At 71.2% G+C, this 19,334-nt stretch carries 17 protein-coding genes and 2 pseudogenes; 11 read left to right on the top strand and 8 right to left on the bottom strand.

Annotation, left to right across the window (positions count from 1 at the left end; all coding sequences use genetic code 11):
* Positions 1-138 precede the first annotated feature (138 nt).
* Positions 139-660: a universal stress protein gene (locus tag DY245_RS09115; RefSeq protein WP_018093093.1), complete on the top strand. Its 522-nt coding sequence runs from the start codon at positions 139-141 to the stop codon at positions 658-660.
* A 453-nt stretch (positions 661-1,113) separates the two neighbouring features.
* On the opposite strand, the gene glmS is transcribed toward DY245_RS09115, so the two are convergent.
* Positions 1,114-2,943, bottom strand: a complete 1,830-nt coding sequence (gene glmS / locus DY245_RS09110) for a glutamine--fructose-6-phosphate transaminase (isomerizing) (protein WP_128505402.1) — start codon at positions 2,941-2,943, stop codon at positions 1,114-1,116.
* A gap of 63 nt (positions 2,944-3,006) precedes the next feature.
* Positions 3,007-3,297, bottom strand: coding sequence for a hypothetical protein (locus tag DY245_RS09105; RefSeq protein WP_006605447.1), 291 nt, complete (start codon positions 3,295-3,297; stop codon positions 3,007-3,009).
* Positions 3,298-3,507: 210 nt separating this feature from the next.
* Here DY245_RS09105 and DY245_RS09100 point away from each other — a divergent pair, with 210 nt between their 5' ends.
* The gene (locus tag DY245_RS09100; RefSeq protein ID WP_128505400.1) at positions 3,508-5,103 is read left to right on the top strand and encodes a beta-N-acetylhexosaminidase; all 1,596 of its coding nucleotides are present in this window, start codon (positions 3,508-3,510) and stop codon (positions 5,101-5,103) included.
* A 42-nt stretch (positions 5,104-5,145) separates the two neighbouring features.
* Here the strand turns inward: DY245_RS09100 and DY245_RS09095 are convergent, their stop codons facing one another.
* The 4 genes from DY245_RS09095 to DY245_RS09080 are packed head-to-tail and all read right to left on the bottom strand — an operon-like array spanning position 5,146 to position 10,923.
* Positions 5,146-6,300 (bottom strand): acyl-CoA dehydrogenase family protein, encoded by a 1,155-nt coding sequence (locus DY245_RS09095; protein ID WP_128505398.1) that lies wholly within the window; start codon positions 6,298-6,300, stop codon positions 5,146-5,148.
* A gap of 5 nt (positions 6,301-6,305) precedes the next feature.
* On the bottom strand, positions 6,306-7,247 hold the full coding sequence (locus tag DY245_RS09090; protein ID WP_128505396.1) for a hydroxymethylglutaryl-CoA lyase: 942 nt from the start codon (positions 7,245-7,247) through the stop codon (positions 6,306-6,308).
* Positions 7,244-9,274 (bottom strand): ATP-binding protein, encoded by a 2,031-nt coding sequence (locus DY245_RS09085; protein ID WP_128505429.1) that lies wholly within the window; start codon positions 9,272-9,274, stop codon positions 7,244-7,246. Before DY245_RS09085 ends, DY245_RS09090 begins: the two co-directional genes overlap by 4 nt.
* 17 nt (positions 9,275-9,291) lie before the next feature.
* On the bottom strand, positions 9,292-10,923 hold the full coding sequence (locus DY245_RS09080) for a carboxyl transferase domain-containing protein (protein WP_128505394.1): 1,632 nt from the start codon (positions 10,921-10,923) through the stop codon (positions 9,292-9,294).
* Positions 10,924-11,057: 134 nt separating this feature from the next.
* On the opposite strand from DY245_RS09080, the gene DY245_RS09075 reads away from it, so the two are divergent.
* From DY245_RS09075 to DY245_RS09065, 3 genes are all read left to right on the top strand, one after another.
* Entirely contained in the window at positions 11,058-11,699 is a 642-nt protein-coding gene (locus DY245_RS09075) for an SACE_7040 family transcriptional regulator (RefSeq protein ID WP_128505391.1), read from the top strand.
* A 125-nt stretch (positions 11,700-11,824) separates the two neighbouring features.
* The gene (locus DY245_RS09070; RefSeq protein WP_128505389.1) at positions 11,825-12,982 is read left to right on the top strand and encodes an acyl-CoA dehydrogenase family protein; all 1,158 of its coding nucleotides are present in this window, start codon (positions 11,825-11,827) and stop codon (positions 12,980-12,982) included.
* A 50-nt stretch (positions 12,983-13,032) separates the two neighbouring features.
* A complete protein-coding gene (locus tag DY245_RS09065; protein WP_128505387.1) occupies positions 13,033-13,947 on the top strand; it encodes an acyl-CoA thioesterase in 915 nt (304 codons plus the stop codon).
* A gap of 185 nt (positions 13,948-14,132) precedes the next feature.
* On the opposite strand, the gene DY245_RS09060 is transcribed toward DY245_RS09065, so the two are convergent.
* Together DY245_RS09060 and DY245_RS46030 are read right to left on the bottom strand one after the other, a co-directional pair.
* On the bottom strand, positions 14,133-15,152 hold the full coding sequence (locus tag DY245_RS09060; RefSeq protein WP_244942930.1) for an XRE family transcriptional regulator: 1,020 nt from the start codon (positions 15,150-15,152) through the stop codon (positions 14,133-14,135).
* Between the two features lie 135 nt (positions 15,153-15,287).
* Positions 15,288-15,425, bottom strand: a pseudogene (locus DY245_RS46030) (helix-turn-helix transcriptional regulator); the annotation flags it as partial.
* A 234-nt stretch (positions 15,426-15,659) separates the two neighbouring features.
* Here DY245_RS46030 and rfbB point away from each other — a divergent pair.
* The 6 genes and pseudogenes from rfbB to DY245_RS09040 form a co-directional block, all read left to right on the top strand.
* Positions 15,660-16,676 carry a dTDP-glucose 4,6-dehydratase gene (rfbB, locus tag DY245_RS09055; protein ID WP_128505383.1) on the top strand — a complete coding sequence of 339 codons (1,017 nt, stop codon included), beginning with the start codon at positions 15,660-15,662 and terminating at the stop codon, positions 16,674-16,676.
* A gap of 5 nt (positions 16,677-16,681) precedes the next feature.
* A complete protein-coding gene (locus tag DY245_RS46025; protein ID WP_244942932.1) occupies positions 16,682-17,287 on the top strand; it encodes an ATP-grasp domain-containing protein in 606 nt (201 codons plus the stop codon).
* The gene (locus DY245_RS45175; RefSeq protein ID WP_244942929.1) at positions 17,188-17,646 is read left to right on the top strand and encodes an ATP-grasp domain-containing protein; all 459 of its coding nucleotides are present in this window, start codon (positions 17,188-17,190) and stop codon (positions 17,644-17,646) included. Before DY245_RS46025 ends, DY245_RS45175 begins: the two co-directional genes overlap by 100 nt.
* Complete coding sequence (locus DY245_RS09045; protein WP_128505381.1) at positions 17,643-18,779, top strand: DegT/DnrJ/EryC1/StrS family aminotransferase; 1,137 nt, start codon at positions 17,643-17,645, stop codon at positions 18,777-18,779. The genes DY245_RS45175 and DY245_RS09045 overlap by 4 nt, the downstream gene beginning before the upstream one ends.
* A pseudogene (locus tag DY245_RS47495) lies at positions 18,776-18,939 on the top strand (arsenate-mycothiol transferase ArsC); the annotation flags it as partial. The gene DY245_RS09045 and the pseudogene DY245_RS47495, both read left to right, overlap by 4 nt.
* Before the next feature lies 1 nt (position 18,940).
* Positions 18,941-19,261, top strand: a 321-nt coding sequence (locus DY245_RS09040) for an arsenate reductase/protein-tyrosine-phosphatase family protein (RefSeq protein WP_244942928.1), incomplete at its 5' end; no start/stop codon positions are given.
* Between the last annotated feature and the right edge of the window lie 73 nt (positions 19,262-19,334).

Genomic DNA, 19,334 nt, shown 5'->3' with positions numbered 1-19,334 from the left:
ATGATTCCCAGTCGTATCGTTCCTCTTTGAACTATGGCTCCCGCACCTCGATCGAGCCAGCTCAGTCAACTGCCGGATCAAGTCAATCGCCGTTCCCCGTTCGCCCCTCCGCAAGAGGACGTCCTCGCCGAGACATCAATGGCCGGTCACGAAATCCCCGAACCCGCGGACCGCAAGCAGGTCGCCGATCCGATGGCGGACCTCGAAGCGGCGGAAAAGACGCGCCACTCCTGCGACCCCGCGTTCCGGCACGGCGTCGTGGTCGGCTTCGACGGCTCCATGTCGAGCGAGCGAGCGTTGGCGTATGCAATCGGTATGGCCCGGCGCCTCGGCTCCGGGCTGATCATCGTCCATGTGGCCAATCGGCTGCCGACGACCGTCTGGGCGGGCTGTGAGCCCCCGGTCTTCGTGGACGTACCGGATCACCGTACGGAAGTGCTCGGCCTGGAGCTGGCCTGCGCCGACCACCTCACCGAGGTGCCCTGGATCCTCGTCGAGCGCGGCGGGGACATCTGCCACGAGCTGGAAGAGGTCGGCCGGGAGTACGAGGCCGATGCGATCGTGGTCGGCTCCACGCACGGCATCGTCGGCCGGATCTTCGGCTCGGTCGCCGGACGGCTGGCCCGCCGGGCGCAGCGCCCGGTGATCGTGATTCCCTGACGCGCCCCGGCGCCTTCCGGTGAACCCCTCGCGCCGGCTCGGGACTTCGGCGTGCACGCCGGTTCGGCGCGCGATCGACTCTCCCCGTCCTGCGCACAGTTGAGGGGGCGTCATGGGGATTGTGCGCAGCCGCATTTCTTCTGCCGCGTACAGGTGGATTGTGCGCTGGTGAGGGGTAGAAAACCGTCACGTGGGCGCGCCGCATCACGGGCCCGGCGGCCGCGCGCACGGCAACTTCGTGCTGCCGGCCGGGAGGTGACGGTTCCCGGGGCGGCGGCATCCTGCCGGCGATCGGGCGATGCCGGCAAAAGGGGAGGCGGCGGCTTCGCGTGCGTATGGTGGCACGCGCGCGAAGCTCGCCGCCCGCTGTGCGCCTGAACCGGCGCCGCTTTCGCGGAGGTGGTTGCCCGCCGCGAGGGTTGCTCGATTACCGCTTCGGTGGTCCCGGGAGAGTTACTCCACCGTGACGGACTTTGCGAGGTTCCTGGGCTTGTCGATGTCCCGGCCCAGGGACAACGCCGTGTGGTAGGCGAGGAGTTGCAGCGGGATGCCCATCAGGATGGGGTCCAGCTCCGGCTCGTTCTTCGGCACGACGATGGTGTGGTCGGCCTTCTCCTGCTCCTGGTGCGCGACGGCCAGGATGCGGCCGTGGCGGGCCTTGATCTCCTCCAGCGCGGCGCGGTTCTTCTCCAGCAGGTCGTCGTCCGGGACGATCGCGACGGTCGGCATCGCGGGCTCGATGAGCGCCAGCGGGCCGTGCTTGAGCTCGGAGGCCGGGTAGGCCTCGGCGTGGATGTAGGAGACCTCCTTGAGCTTCAGCGAGGCCTCGCGCGCCACCGGGTAGCCGCGCACCCGGCCGATGAACATCATCGACTTGGCGTCCGCGTACTGGGCCGCCAGCTTCTTGATGTCCTCCTCGCCCTTGAGGATCTCGTCGATCTGTCCGGGGATCTTGCGCAGGCCCTCGATGATCCGCTTGCCGTCCGAGACGGACAGGTCGCGGATCCGGCCCAGGTGCAGGGCGAGCAGCGCGAAGGAGACCACCATGTTGGTGAAGCACTTGGTGGAGACCACACAGACCTCGGGGCCGGCGTGCACGTAGATGCCGCCGTCGGTCTCCCGGGCGATCGCCGAGCCGACCACGTTCACCAGGCCCAGCACCCGTGCGCCCTTGCGCTTGAGCTCCTGGACGGCCGCCAGCACGTCGTAGGTCTCACCGGACTGGGAGACCGCCACGTACAGCGTGTCGGGGTCCACGACCGGGTTGCGGTAGCGGAACTCGGAGGCCGGCTCGGCGTCCGAGGGGATACGGGCCAGCTCCTCGATCATCTGGGCGCCGATCTGGCCCGCGTGGTACGAGGTGCCGCAGCCCAGGATCTTCACCCGGCGCACCCCGCGCGCCTCGCGGGCGTCGAGGTTCAGACCGCCGAGGTGGACGGTGGAGAAACGGTCGTCGATCCGCCCGCGCAGCGCGCGGTCCACCGCGTCCGCCTGCTCGGAGATCTCCTTGTGCATGTACGTGTCATGGCCGCCCAAGTCGTACGACTCGGCCGCGTACTCGACGGTCTCCGGCGTCGCCGTCGTACGGGAGCCCTCGGTGGTGTACGTGCGGTAGTCGTCGGCCTTGAGGGTGGCCATCTCGCCGTCGTCGAGGGTGACGACCTGGCGGGTGTGCGAGACCAGCGCGGCGACGTCCGAGGAGACGAACATCTCGTGCTCGCCGATGCCGAGCACGACGGGGGAGCCGTTGCGGGCGACCACGATCCGGTCGTCGAAGTCGGCGTGCAGCACGGCGATGCCGTAGGTGCCCTCGATGTGCCGCAGCGCCTCGCGGACCTTCTCCTCCAGCGTCTCGGCCCGGGAGCGGCCGATCAGGTGCACCAGGACCTCGGTGTCGGTCTCGGAGGCGAAGGTGATGCCGTCGGCGGTCAGGCGGGTGCGCAGCTCGGCGGCGTTGTCGATGATGCCGTTGTGGACGACCGCGACCTTGCCCTCGGTGTCGAGGTGCGGGTGGGCGTTCTCGTCGGTGGGCGCGCCGTGGGTGGCCCAGCGGGTGTGCGCGATGCCGGTGGTGCCCGCGAACCGCTTCGGCAGCCGGGACTCCAGCTCACGGACCCGGCCCTTGGCCTTGGCGGTCTTCAGGCCGCCCGCGGCCTTGCCGGAGCCGGCTGCGTGGATGGCGATGCCCGCCGAGTCGTAGCCGCGGTACTCCAGGCGCTGCAGGCCCTCCAGGAGCAGCGGAGCAACATCACGTTTGCCGATATAGCCGACGATCCCGCACATACAGTGACCCTCCGAGAAAGAACGTTGTGGCGTTGTGGTTGCCCGGCGCCCCGGGCGTGAACGTCAGCCGTAGACGAGGCGGCGCAGCTGGCGGGCGGAGAGATCGGGCGGGGCCACGGCGCGGTGCGGCATCTCGTGGCGGATCCGTTCGAAGATCTCTTCGTTGCGCAGTCCCTGGGACTGCAGCTCCCGATGGCGCCGGCGGACGAATTCCTCCGTGGTCTCGTCGAAGTACGCCAGCACATCGAGCACCACCCGGGCGGCCTCACCGCGCTGCAGCGGTGTGCTGCGCACCAGGTGGTCCACCAGGTCTTCGTGCGGCGCGTCAGCGCTGCGGTTACGGCGTTCGAGCACCCGTTGATACTGCTGGGCGGCGCCAAGATTCGCAAGAAATCTGCCCGATATCGGGCACGTCCCCGGTTTGGGGGTCGGAAAGTGGTCTAAACCTTGACCGGAATCGAGGCTCACGGTACGCATGGTCACCGTTCGGTCGCTCCATGCCATGCACGATGCCATGCACGCCATGCACCACGCCATGCACGACGTTCGCCGAAGGGACCGTCGATGAGACGACGCAGACTGCTGTTCTCGCTGCTGCTGGTCGCGGCGGCGGGGCTGGGAACCGCCGCCGCAGGGCCACCGGGCGCCGCCGCCCCGGCCGCCGCCCCGCTGGACCAGGTGATCCCCGCGCCCGCGTCCGTGCACACCGGAGGGGGCGCGTTCACCCTCGGCGACCGCACCCGGATCCGGGTGCCCGGCGGGTCCGGCGAGGCCAAGAAGATCGCCGGCTATCTGGCCGGGCTGCTGCGGCCCGCCACCGGCTTCGACCTCCCCGTGACCACCAAGGACGGCCGGGACGGCATCGTCTTCCGGCTCGGCGGCCGCGGCACCAAGAGCCTCGGTGACGAGGGTTACCGGCTGACGTCGGGCAGCCGCGCGGTCACCATCAGCGCCGCCCGCCCGGCCGGCCTCTTCCACGGCGTACAGACGCTGCGCCAGCTGCTGCCCGCCGGCGTCGAGCAGCAGAGCACCCGGCGCGGGCCCTGGCGGATCGCCGGCGGCACCATCGCCGACTCCCCGCGCTACGCCTACCGCGGCGCGATGCTGGACGTCTCGCGGCACTTCTTCACCGTCGCGCAGGTCAAGCGCTATATCGACCAGCTCGCCATGTACAAGATCAACAAGCTGCATCTGCATCTCTCGGACGACCAGGGCTGGCGGATCGCCATCAAGTCCTGGCCGCGGCTGGCGACCTACGGCGGCTCCACCCAGGTCGGCGGCGGCGCCGGCGGCTACTACACCAAGGACGACTACCGCGAGATCGTCCGCCATGCCGCCGACCGCTATCTGACCGTCGTCCCCGAGATCGACATGCCGGGCCACACCAACGCCGCGCTGGCCTCCTACGCCCAGCTCAACTGCAACGGCCAGGCGCCGCCGCTGTACACCGGCACCGAGGTCGGCTTCAGCTCGCTGTGTGTGCCGAAGCAGGTGACGTACGACTTCATCGACGACGTCATCGGGGAGATCGCGGCGCTCACACCCGGCCCGTACCTCCACATCGGCGGCGACGAGGCGCACTCCACCAGCCACGAGGACTACGTCGCCTTCATGGACAAGGTGCAGCCGGTGGTCGCCAAATATGGCAAGACCGCGATCGGCTGGCACCAGCTGACCGGCGCGCACCCCGCCAAGGGGGCCCTCGCCCAGTACTGGGGCTATGACAAGACCGGCGCGGCGGAGCGCCGGCAGGTCGCCGACGCCGCCAGGAACGGCACCCGGCTGATCCTCTCGCCCGCCGACCGTGCCTACCTCGACATGAAGTACGACAGGAACACGCCCCTGGGCCTGGCCTGGGCCGGCTATGTCGACGCCAAGCGCTCCTACGACTGGAACCCGGGCACCTATCTGCCGGACGCTCCCGCGCAGTCCATCCTCGGCGTCGAGGCGCCCCTGTGGTCCGAGACCCTCTCGACCTCGGCGCACATCGAGTACATGGCCTTCCCGCGGCTGCCGGGCATCGCGGAGCTGGGCTGGTCGCCGGCGAGCACGCACGACTGGGCGTCGTACCGCGAGAGGCTCGCGGCCCAGGGGCCGCGGTGGGACGCGCTGGGCATCAACTACTACCGCTCACCGGAAGTGCCCTGGCCCGCGAAGTGAGCTGGCCGGCCGGGCGTTGTCGGACGCCCGGCCGGTCCGCGGCTAGACCCCCAGCTCCCGCGCGATCAGCATCCGCTGGACCTCGCTGGTGCCCTCGCCGATTTCCAGGATCTTGGCGTCCCGCCACATCCGGGCGACCGGGTACTCGTTCATGAAGCCGTAGCCGCCGTGGATCTGGGTGGCCTCGCGGGCGTTGTCCACCGCGATCTCGGACGAGTAGAGCTTGGCGAGCGCGGCCTCCTTCTTGAAGGACTCGCCGTGCACCAGCCGGGAGGCGGCATCGCGCCAGGACAGCCGGGCGGTGTGGGCGCGCATCTCCATGTCGGCGAGTTTGAACTGGATCGCCTGGTTGGCGCCGATCGGCCGGCCGAAGGCCTGCCGCTGCTTGGCGTACGCCACGGATTCGTCCACACAGCCCTGGGCCAGGCCGGTGGCCAGCGCCGCGATCGCGATCCGGCCCTCGTCGAGGATGCGCAGGAACTGGGCGTAGCCGCGGCCCTCCTCACCCAGCAGGTTGGCGGCCGGCACCCGGACGTCGGAGAACGACAGCTCGCGGGTGTCCGAGGCGCTCCAGCCGACCTTGGAGTACGGGGCGCCGACCGTGAAGCCGGGCGTCCCGGACGGCACGATGATCGAGGAGATCAGCGGGGCGCCGTCCGCCTTGCGGCCCGTCACCGCCGTGACCGTCACCAGGCCGGTGATGTCCGTACCGGAGTTGGTGATGAAGCACTTGCTGCCGTTGATCACCCAGTAGTCGCCCTCGCGCACCGCGGTCGTCCGCGTGGCGCCCGCGTCCGAGCCGCCGTCCGGCTCGGTGAGGCCGAAGGCGCCGAGCATCTCGCCGCTGCACAGCTTGGGCAGCCATGCGCGCTTCTGCGCCTCCGTGCCGAAGTGGTAGATCGGCATGGCGCCCAGGGAGACGCCGGCCTCCAGGGTGATGGCCACCGAGGAGTCGACCCGGGCCAGCTCCTCCAGGGCGATGCCGAGCGCGAGATAGTCGCCCCCCATCCCGCCGTACTCCTCGGGGAACGGCAGGCCGAACAGGCCCATCCGGCCCATCTCCTGCACGATCTCGTACGGGAACGCATGCTGCTCGTAGTACTCGCCGATCTTGGGGGCGACGACGTCATGCGCGAACGCCTCGACGGTACGCCGGAGTTCCTCCAGCTCGGCGGGCAGACGGTGGTCCAGGGACATGAGGGTCACTCCTTGTGGGAGAGGGCACGGAGGGTACGCGAGGGGCTGGGCCGGCCCAGGGCTTCGGCCATCCACACGCTGGTGGCGGTCAGCCGGTCCAGGTCGACCCCGGTCTCGATGCCGAGGCCGTGCAGCATCCACACGAGGTCTTCGGTGGCGAGGTTGCCGGTGGCGCTCTTGGCGTAGGGGCAGCCGCCGAGGCCGCCCGCCGAGGCGTCGACGGTGGTGACGCCGTGCTGGAGCGCGGCGAAGGTGTTGGCGAGGGCCTGCCCGTAGGTGTCGTGGAAGTGGACGCCCAGGCGGGAGGTGGGCACGCCCGCCTCGTTCAGGGCGGCGAGCAGGTGCTGGACATGGCCGGGGGTGGCGACGCCGATGGTGTCGCCCAGGCTCAGCTCGTCGCAGCCCAGATCGAGCAGCGCCCGGCAGACCCGCACCGTCTGCGCGATGGGCACCGGCCCCTCCCACGGGTCGCCGAAGCACATCGAGAGATAGCCGCGGACATGCACCTTGGCGTCCTTCGCCCGCGCGAGGACCGGCGCGAACATCGCCAGCGCCTCGTCGACCGTGCGGTTGAGGTTGGCCTTGGCGAACGATTCGGTGGCGCTGCCGAACACCGCGATCCGACGGGCGCCCAGGGCCAGCGCACGGTCCAGTCCGCGTTCGTTGGGCACCAGCACCGGGAGCCGGTGCGGGGCGATATCGCCCAGCAGCGGGAACAGCTGCTCCGCGTCGGCGAGTTGGGGCACCCACTTGGGGTGCACGAAGCTGGTGGCCTCGACGACCGGCAGGCCCGCATCGGCGAGCCGGTGGATGAACTCGGCCTTGATCTCCGTGGGAACGACGGTCTTCTCGTTCTGCAGACCGTCGCGCGCGCCGACCTCATGGATCCGTACGCGGGTGGGCAGCCCCTCCGCGGTGACCTCCATCGGCAGTCCGGCTGCGGTCATGATGCGCTCTCCTGCTCGCCCTCGGATACGGTCGCGGACTCCCCGGCCGGCTCGTGCGGGGCGATCACGGCCAGGATCTGGTCCATGGCGACGGTCGTGCCCGCGGTGACGTCCAGCTCGGTGACGGTCCCGGCGTGCGGTGCGGAGATGACGTGCTCCATCTTCATCGCCTCCACCACCAGCAGGCCCTGCCCGGCGGCCACCTCGTCGCCGACGGCGACCTTGACGACGGTGACGGTGCCGGGCATCGGGGCGGCGAGGGTGTCCGCGCCATGCGCCCCGGCGGCCCCGCGCAGCGCCGCGGCCACCGGGTCGTGATCGGTCACCTGCCAGGAGTCACCGTCCCGGCCGAGCCAGTCGCCGCTGCGGTGGAAGGTGTGCAGCACACCGTCGACGGTGATCCGTACGCGGTCCGGCTCGATCTGCGCGGCCACCGCGCCCGGCTCCCCGGGCCGGATGTCGTAGGCGACGGGGTCATGGCCCGGCACCCGCAGCCAGTGGCGGACCGGGGCACGCTCGCCGCCGAGCCGGAAGCCGCTCGGCGCGGCGAACGGGTCGCGCCAGCCGCCGTCGGCCACCGGCGGCTCCAGCGCGGCCTGGCGGACCGCCGCGGCCGCCGCATACACCTCGTCCGGCACCTCCCCGTCGACCAGACCGGCCGCCTCCCGCTCCACCAGCCCGGTGTCCAGCTCGCCGGAGACCACGTCGGGGTGGGCCAGCAGCCGCCGCAGGAAGCCGGCGTTCGTCGTCACGCCGAGGGTGACCGTGCCGGCGAGTGCGGCCCGCAGTGCGCGCAGTGCGCTTGCCCGGTCCGGGCCGTGGGCGATGACCTTGGAGAGCATCGGGTCGTAGCGGCTGCCGACCTCGACGCCCTGCGACAGGCCGGAGTCCGTGCGCACCCCGTCCCCCTGCACCTCGTGCAGCGCCAGCACCGTGCCACCGGTCGGCAGGAAGTCACGCGTGGGGTCCTCGGCGCAGATCCGGGCCTCGATGGCGTGCCCGGTCAGGGTGATGTCCTCCTGGACGTACGGGAGACGCTCACCGGCCGCGACCCGCAGCTGCCACTCCACCAGGTCGATACCGCGCACTCCCGCGAGGGTCGCGGTGAGCTCGGTGACCGGGTGCTCCACCTGGAGGCGGGTGTTCATCTCCATGAAGTAGTACGAGGCGGGGTCCTTGCCCGGGACGATGAACTCCACGGTGCCGGCGCCGCGGTAGCCGCAGGAGCGGGCCGCCTGGACGGCCGCCTCGCCCATCGCGGCGCGGGTGGCCTCGTCCAGCAGGACCGACGGGGCCTCCTCGATGACCTTCTGGTGGCGGCGCTGGAGGGAGCACTCACGCTCGCCGAGATGGATGACGTTGCCGTGGCCGTCCGCCAGGACCTGGATCTCGATGTGCCGCGGCCGGTCGATCCAGCGCTCGACGAGCAGGGTGTCATCACCGAACGAGGAGCGGGCCTCGCGCCGGGCGGCGGCGATCTCGTCGGCCAGCAGCGCCTCGTCGCGGACCAGCCGCATGCCCTTGCCGCCGCCGCCCGCCGACGGCTTGAGCAGCACCGGTACGCCGATCTCCCGTGCCGCCGCGGCCAGTTGGGCATCGTCCAGACCGCTGCCCGAGGAGCCGGGCACGACCGGGACACCGGCCGTGTGCACCGTCTCCTTGGCGCGGATCTTGTCGCCCATCAGCTCGATGGCCTCGGCGGACGGGCCGATGAAGACCAGTCCGGCGTCCGCGCAGGCACGGGCGAAGGCGGCGTTCTCGGCGAGGAAGCCATAGCCCGGGTGGACGGCCTGCGCACCGGTCCGCGCGGCCGCCGCCAGCAGCCGCTCCACGGACAGATAGCTCTCGGTGGCCGGTGCCGGACCGATCCGTACGGCCGTATCGGCCTCGCGGACATGCCGGGCATCGGCGTCCGCATCGCTGAAGACGGCGACCGAGCGGATGCCGAGGGCGCGCAGCGTACGGATGACGCGGACCGCGATCTCGCCGCGGTTGGCGATCAGGACGGTGTCGAAGTTGGTGGGCATTGCTGTGGACATCCCTCTCACATCCGGAAGACGCCGTAGCCGGGCGCGGTGCTGTCCTTCTGGGGAAGCGGCGCGTTGGCACAGGCGGTCAGCGCCAGCCCCAGCACCTGCCGGGTCTCCAGCGGGTCGATGACGCCGTCGTCCCACAGCCGCGCGGTCGCGTAATAGGCGTTGCCCTGGGTCTCGTACTGCTCGCGCACCGGCGCCTTGAAGGCGGCCTCGTCCTCGGCGCTCCACTCCTCGCCGTGCGCCTCCAACTGGTCGCGCTTGACGGTGGCGAGGACGGATGCGGCCTGTTCGCCGCCCATCACCGAGATCTTGGCGTTCGGCCACATCCACAGGAAGCGCGGCGAATAGGCCCGGCCGCACATGGAGTAGTTGCCCGCCCCGTACGAGCCGCCGATGACGACCGTCAGCTTCGGGACGCGGGCGCAGGCCACCGCCGTCACCATCTTCGCGCCGTGTTTGGCGATACCGCCCGCCTCGTACGAGCGGCCGACCATGAAGCCGGAGATGTTCTGGAGGAACAGCAGCGGGATGCCGCGCTGGTCGCACAGCTCGATGAAGTGGGCGCCCTTCTGGGCGGATTCGGAGAACAGGATGCCGTTGTTGGCGATGATGCCGACCGGGTGGCCGTGCACATGGGCGAAGCCGGTGACCAGCGTCGTGCCGTACTCGGCCTTGAACTCCGCGAAGCGGGAGCCGTCGACGATCCGCGCGATCACCTCCCGTACGTCATAGGGCGTACGGGAGTCCGCGGGCACCGCGCCGTACAGACCGGCCGGGTCGACCTTGGGCTCCTCGACGGTCCGCACCGACCAGGGGAGCGGGGCGCGCTCGCCGAGGGTGGAGACGATGGTGCGCACGATGCGCAGCGCATGGGCGTCGTCCTCGGCGAGATGGTCGGTGACCCCGGAGGTCTTGGAGTGCACCTCGCCGCCGCCCAGCTCCTCGGCGGTGACCACCTCGCCGGTGGCGGCCTTCACCAGCGGCGGCCCGCCCAGGAAGATCGTGCCCTGGTTCCGGACGATCACGGCCTCGTCGCTCATGGCCGGGACATACGCGCCGCCCGCCGTACAGGACCCGAGGACGGCGGCGATCTGCGGAATGCCCGCCCCCGACATCCGGGCCTGGTTGTAGAAGATCCGCCCGAAGTGCTCCCGGTCGGGGAACACCTCGTCCTGCATCGGCAGGAAGGCACCGCCGGAGTCCACGAGATACAGACAGGGGAGACGGTTCTCCAGGGCGATCTCCTGCGCCCGCAGATGCTTTTTGACCGTCATCGGGTAGTACGTGCCGCCCTTGACCGTGGCGTCGTTGGCGATGATCAGCGTCTCGCGGCCGGAGACCCGCCCGATGCCGGCGATCACCCCGGCGGCCGGTGCGGACCCGCCGTACATCCCCTCCGCGGCCAGCGGCGCCAGCTCCAGGAACGGCGACCCGGGGTCCAACAGGGCGTCCACCCGGTCGCGGGGCAGCAGCTTGCCGCGCGCGGTGTGCCGCGCCCGGGCCTTCTCGCCGCCGCCCAGCCGGGCCGCCGCGAGCTTCTCGCGCAGCTCGGCGGCCAGCTCGCGGTGCGCGGCCTCGTTGGCCCGCCAGGAGTCGGACGCCGGATCGGCGGCACTCCCCAGCACCGGTGCCTGCTCCATCAGTACGAGCCCCCTTGCTCGGTCAGCTGTCCCGGGGCCGCGGTCCGCGGCTGCCGGGCCATCCGGGTTAATGGGCGTTAACCTCATCTCCTTCAGGTTAACGAGCACTAACCCGGCTGTCTACAATCGACGGCATGAGTAATGCGCAGGCTCCCGACCGGACCAGCCGCCGTGAGCAGATCCTCAAGGAGGCGGCCCGGCTCTTCGCGGAGCGCGGCTTCCACGGCGTCGGGGTGGATGAGATAGGGGCGGCCGTGGGCATCTCCGGCCCCGGCCTCTACCGGCACTTCGCCGGCAAGGACGCGATGCTGGCCGAGCTGCTGGTCGGGATCAGTGAACGGCTGCTCGCGGGCGGCCGGATGCGGGTCGCGGAGGGTGGCGAGAGCCCCGAGGCGGTGCTGGACGCACTGATCGACGGCCATATCGACTTCGCGCTGGACGACCGGCCGCTGATCACCGTGCACGACCGCGAGCTGGACCGGCTGAGGGAAGCCGACCGCAAGCGGGTGCGCCAGCTCCAGCGGCAGTACGTCGAGCTGTGGGTGGAGGTCGTCCGCCGGGTCCACCCCGGCCCCTCCGAGTCCCAGGCCCGCGCCGCGGTGCACGCCGTCTTCGGCCTGCTGAACTCCACCCCGCACCTCGGCCGCCCTGGCGCCCTCCCGGGCCGTACGGAAATGGCGGAGCTGCTGCACCGGCTGGCGCTGGGGGCGTTCGGCGCGGTGGCGGGGGAGCCGGTGACGGGGGAGTCGGTGGGGGCGGGGGTCCCGGGGGCGTAGGGCCGGCCCCGGTTCGCACAGGGTTTCGTTCACCTCTGGACAGCTTCGGTAACTGGCCGGTAGCTTTCACTGAGCAAGCGCTTAGACATGCGTTTGGCCGGCGACCTGGAGGAGGCGACGTAGCAATGCGCCGTACGGTGTTCAACGAGGATCACGAGGCGTTCCGCGAGACCATACGCGCCTTCATCGAGGCCGAGGTCGTGCCCGTCCACGACGAGTGGTTCGCCGCGGGCCAGGCCCCGCGCGACTTCTACTACAAGCTCGGCGAGCTGGGCATCTTCGGCATCCGGGTCCCCGAGGAGTATGGCGGCGCCGGTATCGACTCGCACAAGTACGAGGCCGTGATGTACGAGGAGACCGCCCGCGCGGGCGTCTCCTTCGGCGGCTCCGGCGTGCATGTGCTGCTCGGCCTGCCGTACATCCAGATGCTCGCCACCGACGAGCAGAAGAAGCGCTATCTGCCGAAGTTCGTCACCGGCGAGGAGATGTGGGCCCTCGCGATGACCGAGCCGGGCACCGGCTCCGACGTCGCGGGCATGAAGACCACCGCGAAGCTCTCCGAGGACGGTACGCACTACGTCCTCAACGGCGCCAAGACCTTCATCACCGGCGGTGTGCACGCCGACCGTGTGATCGTGTGCGCCCGCACCTCCGCGCCGACCGCCGAGGACCGCCGCTTCGGCATCTCCCTCTTCGCCGTCGACACCAAGTCCAAGGGCTACTCCGTCGGCCGCAAGCTCGACAAGCTCGGCCTGAAGGTCTCCGACACCGCCGAGCTGGCGTTCGTCGATGTGCAGGTGCCGGTCGAGGACCTGCTCGGCGAGGAGAACAAGGGCTTCCACTACCTCGGCCAGAACCTGCCGTCCGAGCGCTGGGGCATCGCCTTCGGCGCGTACGCGCAGGCCAAGGCCGCCGTCCGGTTCGCCAAGCAGTACGTGCAGGACCGCACGGTCTTCGGCAAGCCGGTCGCCGCGTTCCAGAACACCAAGTTCGAGCTGGCCGCCTGCCAGGCCGAGGTGGACGCCGCAGAGGCCGTCGCCGACCGCGCCCTGGAGGCACTCGACGCGGGCGAGCTGACCCCGGCCGAGGCGGCTTCGGCCAAGCTCTTCTGCACCGAGGTCGCGCACCGCGTCATCGACAAGTGCCTCCAGCTGCACGGCGGCTACGGCTACATGAACGAGTACCCGATCGCCCGCCTGTACGCCGACAACCGCGTCAACCGGATCTACGGCGGCACCAGCGAGGTCATGAAGTCGATCATCGCCAAGTCGATGGGCCTCTAGGCCGTACCGCAGAGCGATACGAACGACACGAGCGATACGGCGATACGTACGTGAACGACGCACTCCGGTCCCTGCTCGATCTGCTCGCCCTGGAGCGGATCGAGCAGGACATCTTCCGCGGCCAGAGCCGCGCGGCAGTCGTCCCCCGGGTCTTCGGCGGCCAGGTCGCCGCACAGGCACTGGTCGCGGCCGGCCGAACGGTCCCCGCCGACAGGCCGCCGCACTCCCTGCACGCGTACTTCCTGCGCCCCGGTGACCCCGGCGCGCCCATCGTCTACACCGTCGACCGCATCCGCGACGGCCGGTCCTTCACCACCCGCCGGGTCGTCGCCGTCCAGCACGGCCAGCCGATCTTCCACCTCTCGGCCTCCTTCCAGGCCCACGAGGAGGGCCTGGAACACCAGGAGCCGATGCCGCCGGCGCCGGATCCGCTGACCCTGCCCACGGCCGCCGAGATGCTGCCGCGCTACGCCGACCGGTTCGTCGAACCGGGCGTCACCGAGCGGCTGCTGGAGGCGCGGGAGGCGATCGATCTGCGGTACGTGGACGAGCCGCCGTTCGGCACCGTGGGCCAGGCCCGCGAACCGCGCTCCCAGGTGTGGTTCCGTACGAACGGCGACCTGGACAAGGCGCTCGCGGACGGCGCCGGCTGCGGCGACACCGTCACCCGCCCCCTGCTGGACATCTGCCTGGTCACCTACGTCTCCGACATGACCCTCCTGGACTCGATCCTGCTCGCGCACGGCCGGGGCGGCTGGGCGGTCGGCGATGTGGTCGGCGCCAGCCTGGACCACGCGATGTGGTTCCACCGTCCGCTGCGCGCCGACGACTGGCTGCTGTACGACCAGGAGTCACCCACCGCCCAGGGCGGCCGGGGCCTGGGCAAGGGCCGGATCTTCACGGCCGACGGGCTGCTGGCGGCCTCGGTGATCCAGGAGGGGGTTATTCGGGTGCCGCGGGCTTAGGCGGTGGGCCAGCTCTGGGGCATTGCGTTGCACGGCTGTGGGGTGCCACCACCCAATCCACCCGGAGCCCGTCGGGAGCGAATCCGCCGAGCGGGCCGGATCGCCGGTACGGCCGCCGAGGCGCGACCCGCACAGCAAGCGGCCCCCGCGGACATCCGGCGGGGGTCGCTTGCTGCTCGTATTCGTCAGGCCGGGATTGCCCCGGTACGCGCCGCGAACTGCCGCACGCCAGGCACGCGGGCCGGGGCGTACAGCAGATTGGCGGTCAGGGCTCGTAGCGCCGGGCGCCGCACCTCCTGCGGCGCCTCCTCCTCGACCCGCTGTAGCGCCGCGAACGTCTGCGGGCCGTCACCCAGGGCGTGCCACATGCGGGCGGTGTCCGTCCAGGCGCGGGCTCGCCGTTCCGGTGTCGACATCATGTCGATGTCGATCCGCCGTGCAACGCTCACGCCCTCGTCCGGGGTACCGAGCGCGTTGAAGACCCCAATGCGGTAGACGTCGACCTGCGTGCGCGTCGCGTCGACGGTGAACAGGCCCGGCACGGCCGCGCGGCGGTCGGCCTCCTCCTCGGCCGCGTTGAGGAGGTCCAGCGCCGTCATACGGTCCCCGCCCGTCGCCGCGCTGTACGCGCCCGTGAGCATCAGCGTCGTACGGACCGCCCCGGTTTGCTCCTGGCTGGTGTCAAGGTCGGCGGCCTCCTTGGTGAGGAGCCGTACGGCGGACGTGCAGCTCCCCGAGCGGCGCATCGTGATCGCCAGCACGCGCGATGACTCCCCGATCGGCACTGGATGGCCGCTGGCCCGGGCCGCGGTCAGGGCGCGGTCGGCGGCGGCCCAGGCCGCGTCGCTGTGCTGCTTGAGCGCCAGCTCGGCGGCTAGGACGTACGTCCGCGCGAGGACGATGCTCGCCTTCTCCCGTGCCCGCCCGGTCGACGCGTCCCGCGTCGCCGACGCCGCGGCGAGGAGGCCGGGAAGGACACGGCCGAGGGCAGTATACCGGGCCGCGCAGAAGTCCGCCCGCGCGCTGGCCGCCTCCTGCACGAGACGCGCCAACGGGACGGGCGCGGCGGAGGGGAGACGGAACAGAACGTCCTCAAGGCCGGCGGCCGGATCACCTGCACCCGAAACGGCACTGGCTGGTGAGGCGCCGAAGGCAGCCGTTGCTCCGGCGGCCAACGCTCCGGTGAGCAGGTTCCTACGACGCACCGCATCCTCCTCGTCCGCTGGGCGCTCCACCGTATCGAGTGCGACCCCACCTGGCACAGGAGTCCCGGTCAGCCTGTTGGGTGGGATGCTCAAGAACGCAGCGAACCGCATAAGCCGGTCGAACTCCAGCCGCATTCGACCGGCCTCGATCCGGGAGACGGCCGACGGCGAGTAGCCGACTGCGTTGCCGACCTGCGCCTGTGTGAGCCGAGCGCGGCACCGCGCGCCCCGGAGCTCGGCCCCGATCTCTCGCGCTGGTCTGATGACGTCCATAGGCGCCTCCTACGGAACGGCGGGAGGGACGACGGTAGCGCCAACTCCCTTGTGCCGGGAGGGCGTACGGAAGCACACGGTGTGCGACCCTCGCACACCGTAAGCCGACCTGTCCCGGGAGCCTCCCTCCCCCTGGCTCGGGCCGAGATGGTGATGACGCCCGGCAGCGAGCCGGGCAGCTTCCGACGGCGCGGTCAACGCCGGCGCCGTCTCCTCTCTCCAGGGAGGCATCCCATGGAACACCTGCTCGTGACCGGCGGAGCCGGCTTCATCGGCTCGCACTTCGTAAAGCGCATCCTGGCGGCCGAGGACGTCGCCAGCGTTACCGTGCTCGACGCCCTCACCTACGCCGGACACATCGAGAACCTGGGGACTGCGTTCCTCAGTCCGAAGTTGACGTTTGTTCAGGGCAACATCCTCGACGCGGAGCTCGTCGACACCCTCATGCCCCGGCACACTGCGGTCGTGCATTTCGCGGCCGAGTCCCACGTCGACCGCTCGTTCTTCGCCGCTGGCGCGTTCCTCGCGACGAACGTGCACGGTACGCAGATCCTCCTCGACGCCGCGATGCGGCACGACGTCCAGCGGTTCGTTCACGTCTCGACGGACGAGGTGTACGGGCCGCTCCTGGAAGGGGCGGCGACGGAGGAGGATCCGCTCCGCCCGAGCGTCCCCTACGCCGCGTCGAAGGCTGCCGGTGACCTCGTCGCGCTCTCGTACTTCCGGACCTACGGCGTGCCGGTGTGCGTGACCCGCTCCTCGAACAACTACGGCCCGTACCAGCACCCGGAGAAGATCATCCCCCTGTTCGTCACCCGGCTCCTCAGCGGTGAGCCGGTCACCCTCCACGGCCGCGGGGAGCACGTGCGCAACTGGCTCCATGTCGAAGACAACTGCCAGGGCGTGGAACTCGTCCTCCGCGGCGGTGTCCCGGGCGAGGTCTACAACATCGGCGGCGGCACCGACCGCACCAACCGCGAACTGACCGACTCCCTCCTGCGCGTGTTCGGCGCGACCTGGGACTCCGTCACCTACGTCCCCGACCGGCAGGCGAACGACATCCGGTATTCGATGGTCTGGGACAAGATCGCGAACAGCCTTGAGTACCGGCCCGTCCACGATTTCGAGGAGGGGCTGGCCGAGACCGCCCACTGGTACCGCCGCAACCCGGACCGGTGGGCCCCGCTCATGCGCAACCTGAAGGCCGCCCCGCCGGCCCGACCCGCCGCCGCGGTCCCGGCCGGGAGGTGACCGACGTGACGAAACGCATCCTCGTCACCGGCGTCGGCGGCGCCCCCGGCTTCGACCTCGCCCGGTCCCTGATCCGCCTCGGCTGTCGTGTCATCACCGCCGACGCGGACCCATACGCGCCCGGGCTCCTCCTCCCGGAGACCACCCCGCACGTCACCGTGCCGGCGACGGACCTCGGCTACCGCGCCGGCATGCTCCGCCTCTGCGCGAAGGCTAGGCCCGACGCCGTCCTCTCGACCGTCGAACGGGAGCTCCCGCAGCTCCTCAGCCTCCGCCGGCCCCTCGCCGACCTCGGCGTCACCACCTGGCTCCCGGACCCGCCCGCGGTCGAAGCGTGCGGTGACAAGGCACGGTTCGCCACGGTGCTCACCGAGCGCGGCATCCCAACCCCGCGCACCGTCCTCCCGCACGAGATCGACCAAGCCCCGGACGGCCTTCTTTCGTCAAGCCGCGGCACGAGCAGGGCGCGCGCGGCGTGCACGTCTGCCGCACGCGGGAGCAGGCCCGCGTCCTGTGCGAGCTCATCCCGGAACCGATCGTCCAGGAGCACATTAGCGGCCGGGAGTTCACCGCGGACTGCCTCGTCGATCGCGCCGGCCATGCGTCGGTGATCCTCCGGTACCGGCTGCTGGTCAAGGGCGGGCTGGCCGTCGTCTCCCGCACCTTCAACGACCCCCACGCGGAGGAGTGCGTCCGCGCGACGCTCACCGCCACCGGCGTCACCGGGGCATGCTGCGTGCAGGGCTTCATCCGGGAGGGCGGCCCTGACCGCGTCGTCGTGACGGAGGCGAACGCCCGGGTTGGCGGCGGGTTCCCGGCCGCCGTCGCGGCCGGCGCCGACTACGTCGGGCAGCTCCTCCGCGGCCTCTTCCGCCAGGACGTCAACCACGACCGGCTCACGTACAAGTCGGACGTTACCCTCACGAAGTACGTCGAGACCCTGACCGCCAGCGAAGGGAAGAGCCGATGATCCTCACGGCACCGGCGGGCGCCGCGCACAACGCGCGCCCGTACCTCTACAGCGGCGCGGAGGCCGCCCTCGCGGAGGCCCTGCGCAGCGGCCGGTACAACCACAGCGCGGTCACGGACGAGTTCGAGAACGCCGCCGCCGGCTTCCTCGGCGTGCCGGACACCGTCGCGGTCGCCTCTGGCACGGCCGCGCTGCACGTCGCGCTCCTCGCCGCTGGCGTCGGCCCCGGGCATGAGGTGATCGTTCCCTCCTTCACCTTCTGCGCGACCGTGCAAGCCGTCCTCGCCACCGGCGCTCGGCCCCGCTTCATCGAGATCAACCCGGCCACGCTCTGCGTCGAGCCCGCGGAGGTCTTGGGCGCCCTCACCTCGCACACCCGCGCGATCCTCCCGGTCCTCTACGGGGGCCGGGCCGTCGACCTCACCGCCGCCCGGCCCGCGCTCGACGAGCATGGCGTCACCGTCGTCGAGGACGCTGCGCACGCGTTCGGCTCCTACGAAGGAACCCGCCGCGTCGGCGCGACCGGCGCCCTGACGTGCTTCTCCTTTGGCCCGATCAAGAACCTCACCTGCGGCCAGGGTGGCATGGTCGTACCGCGCACGCCGCTGGAGGCCGACACCTGCCGGCGGCTGCGCGGGCTCGGCATCGTCGAATCGGCGGCCTGGCGCGCGGAGGCGACGACGTACACAGTCGACGGCTTCGGGATGCGCGTCCAGATGTCGTCGCTGAACGCCGCGATCGGTCTCGTCCAGCTCCAGCACTTCGCGGAGGCGGAGGCCAAGCGCCGGGACCTCTGGCGCGCGTACGCCGCTGCCCTCGACGGGATCCACGACGTCGCCCTGGTCGACGTCGACGTTGACCGTTCCGTCCCGCACCTGTGCGCCGTGCGCGTCCTCCGCGACCGTGAACGGGTGTTCCGCACCCTCCGGGAGCACGGCATCGGCGTCGGCACGCACTACCCGCCGAACCACACGCAACCGGCCTTCGCCGAGTGGCACCGGCCGCTGCCGGTGACCGAGCGGGTAGGCCAGCAGGCCATGACTCTCCCGTTCCACCAGCACCTCACGGAGGCCGATGTCGACCGCGTCGCCGGCGAGCTGCGGCGGGCTCTCACGGCGGGAGCGGCGCGGTGACCGCCGGGCCACGGCGCCTGCTCACCGTCTGCCTCGGCAACCACTGCCGCTCACCGCTGGCGGCCGTCGTGCTCACCGAGCTCGGCGGCCCGGCCGTTGAGGTGCGGTCGGCCGGTACCCGCGACAAGTGGGTCGGGCACCCGGCCCACCGGGAGATGGTNTCGGCCGGTACCCGCGACAAGTGGGTCGGGCACCCGGCCCACCGGGAGATGGTCACTGCCGCAGCGGCCCGCGGCTATGACCTCACCGCCCACCGCGGTGTGCACATCAGCCGCGACCTACTGGAGTGGGCGGACACCATCCTCGCGATGGACACCGGCAACCTCACCGCCCTCCGTACCCTGGTCGATGAGCGCACTGCGCCGAAGCTCGGCCTGTACCTCATCGACCGGGACGTCCCCGACCCGTGGGGCAAGGGGCAGGAGGCGTTCGCCGCCGTCGTCACCCTGGTCGAGGACGGCGCCGCCCGGCACCTCCCGTAACCCCGCGGCTCGCGCCCGGGTCAGCCGGACGCGGCGGACAGGAGCACGTCGACGAGCCTGTCCGCCGCGTCCG

The sequence above is a fragment of the Streptomyces inhibens genome (genome assembly GCF_003389455.1).
GTDB lineage: Bacteria > Actinomycetota > Actinomycetes > Streptomycetales > Streptomycetaceae > Streptomyces > Streptomyces inhibens.
This window is presented reverse-complemented; position numbering and strand designations above follow the sequence as displayed.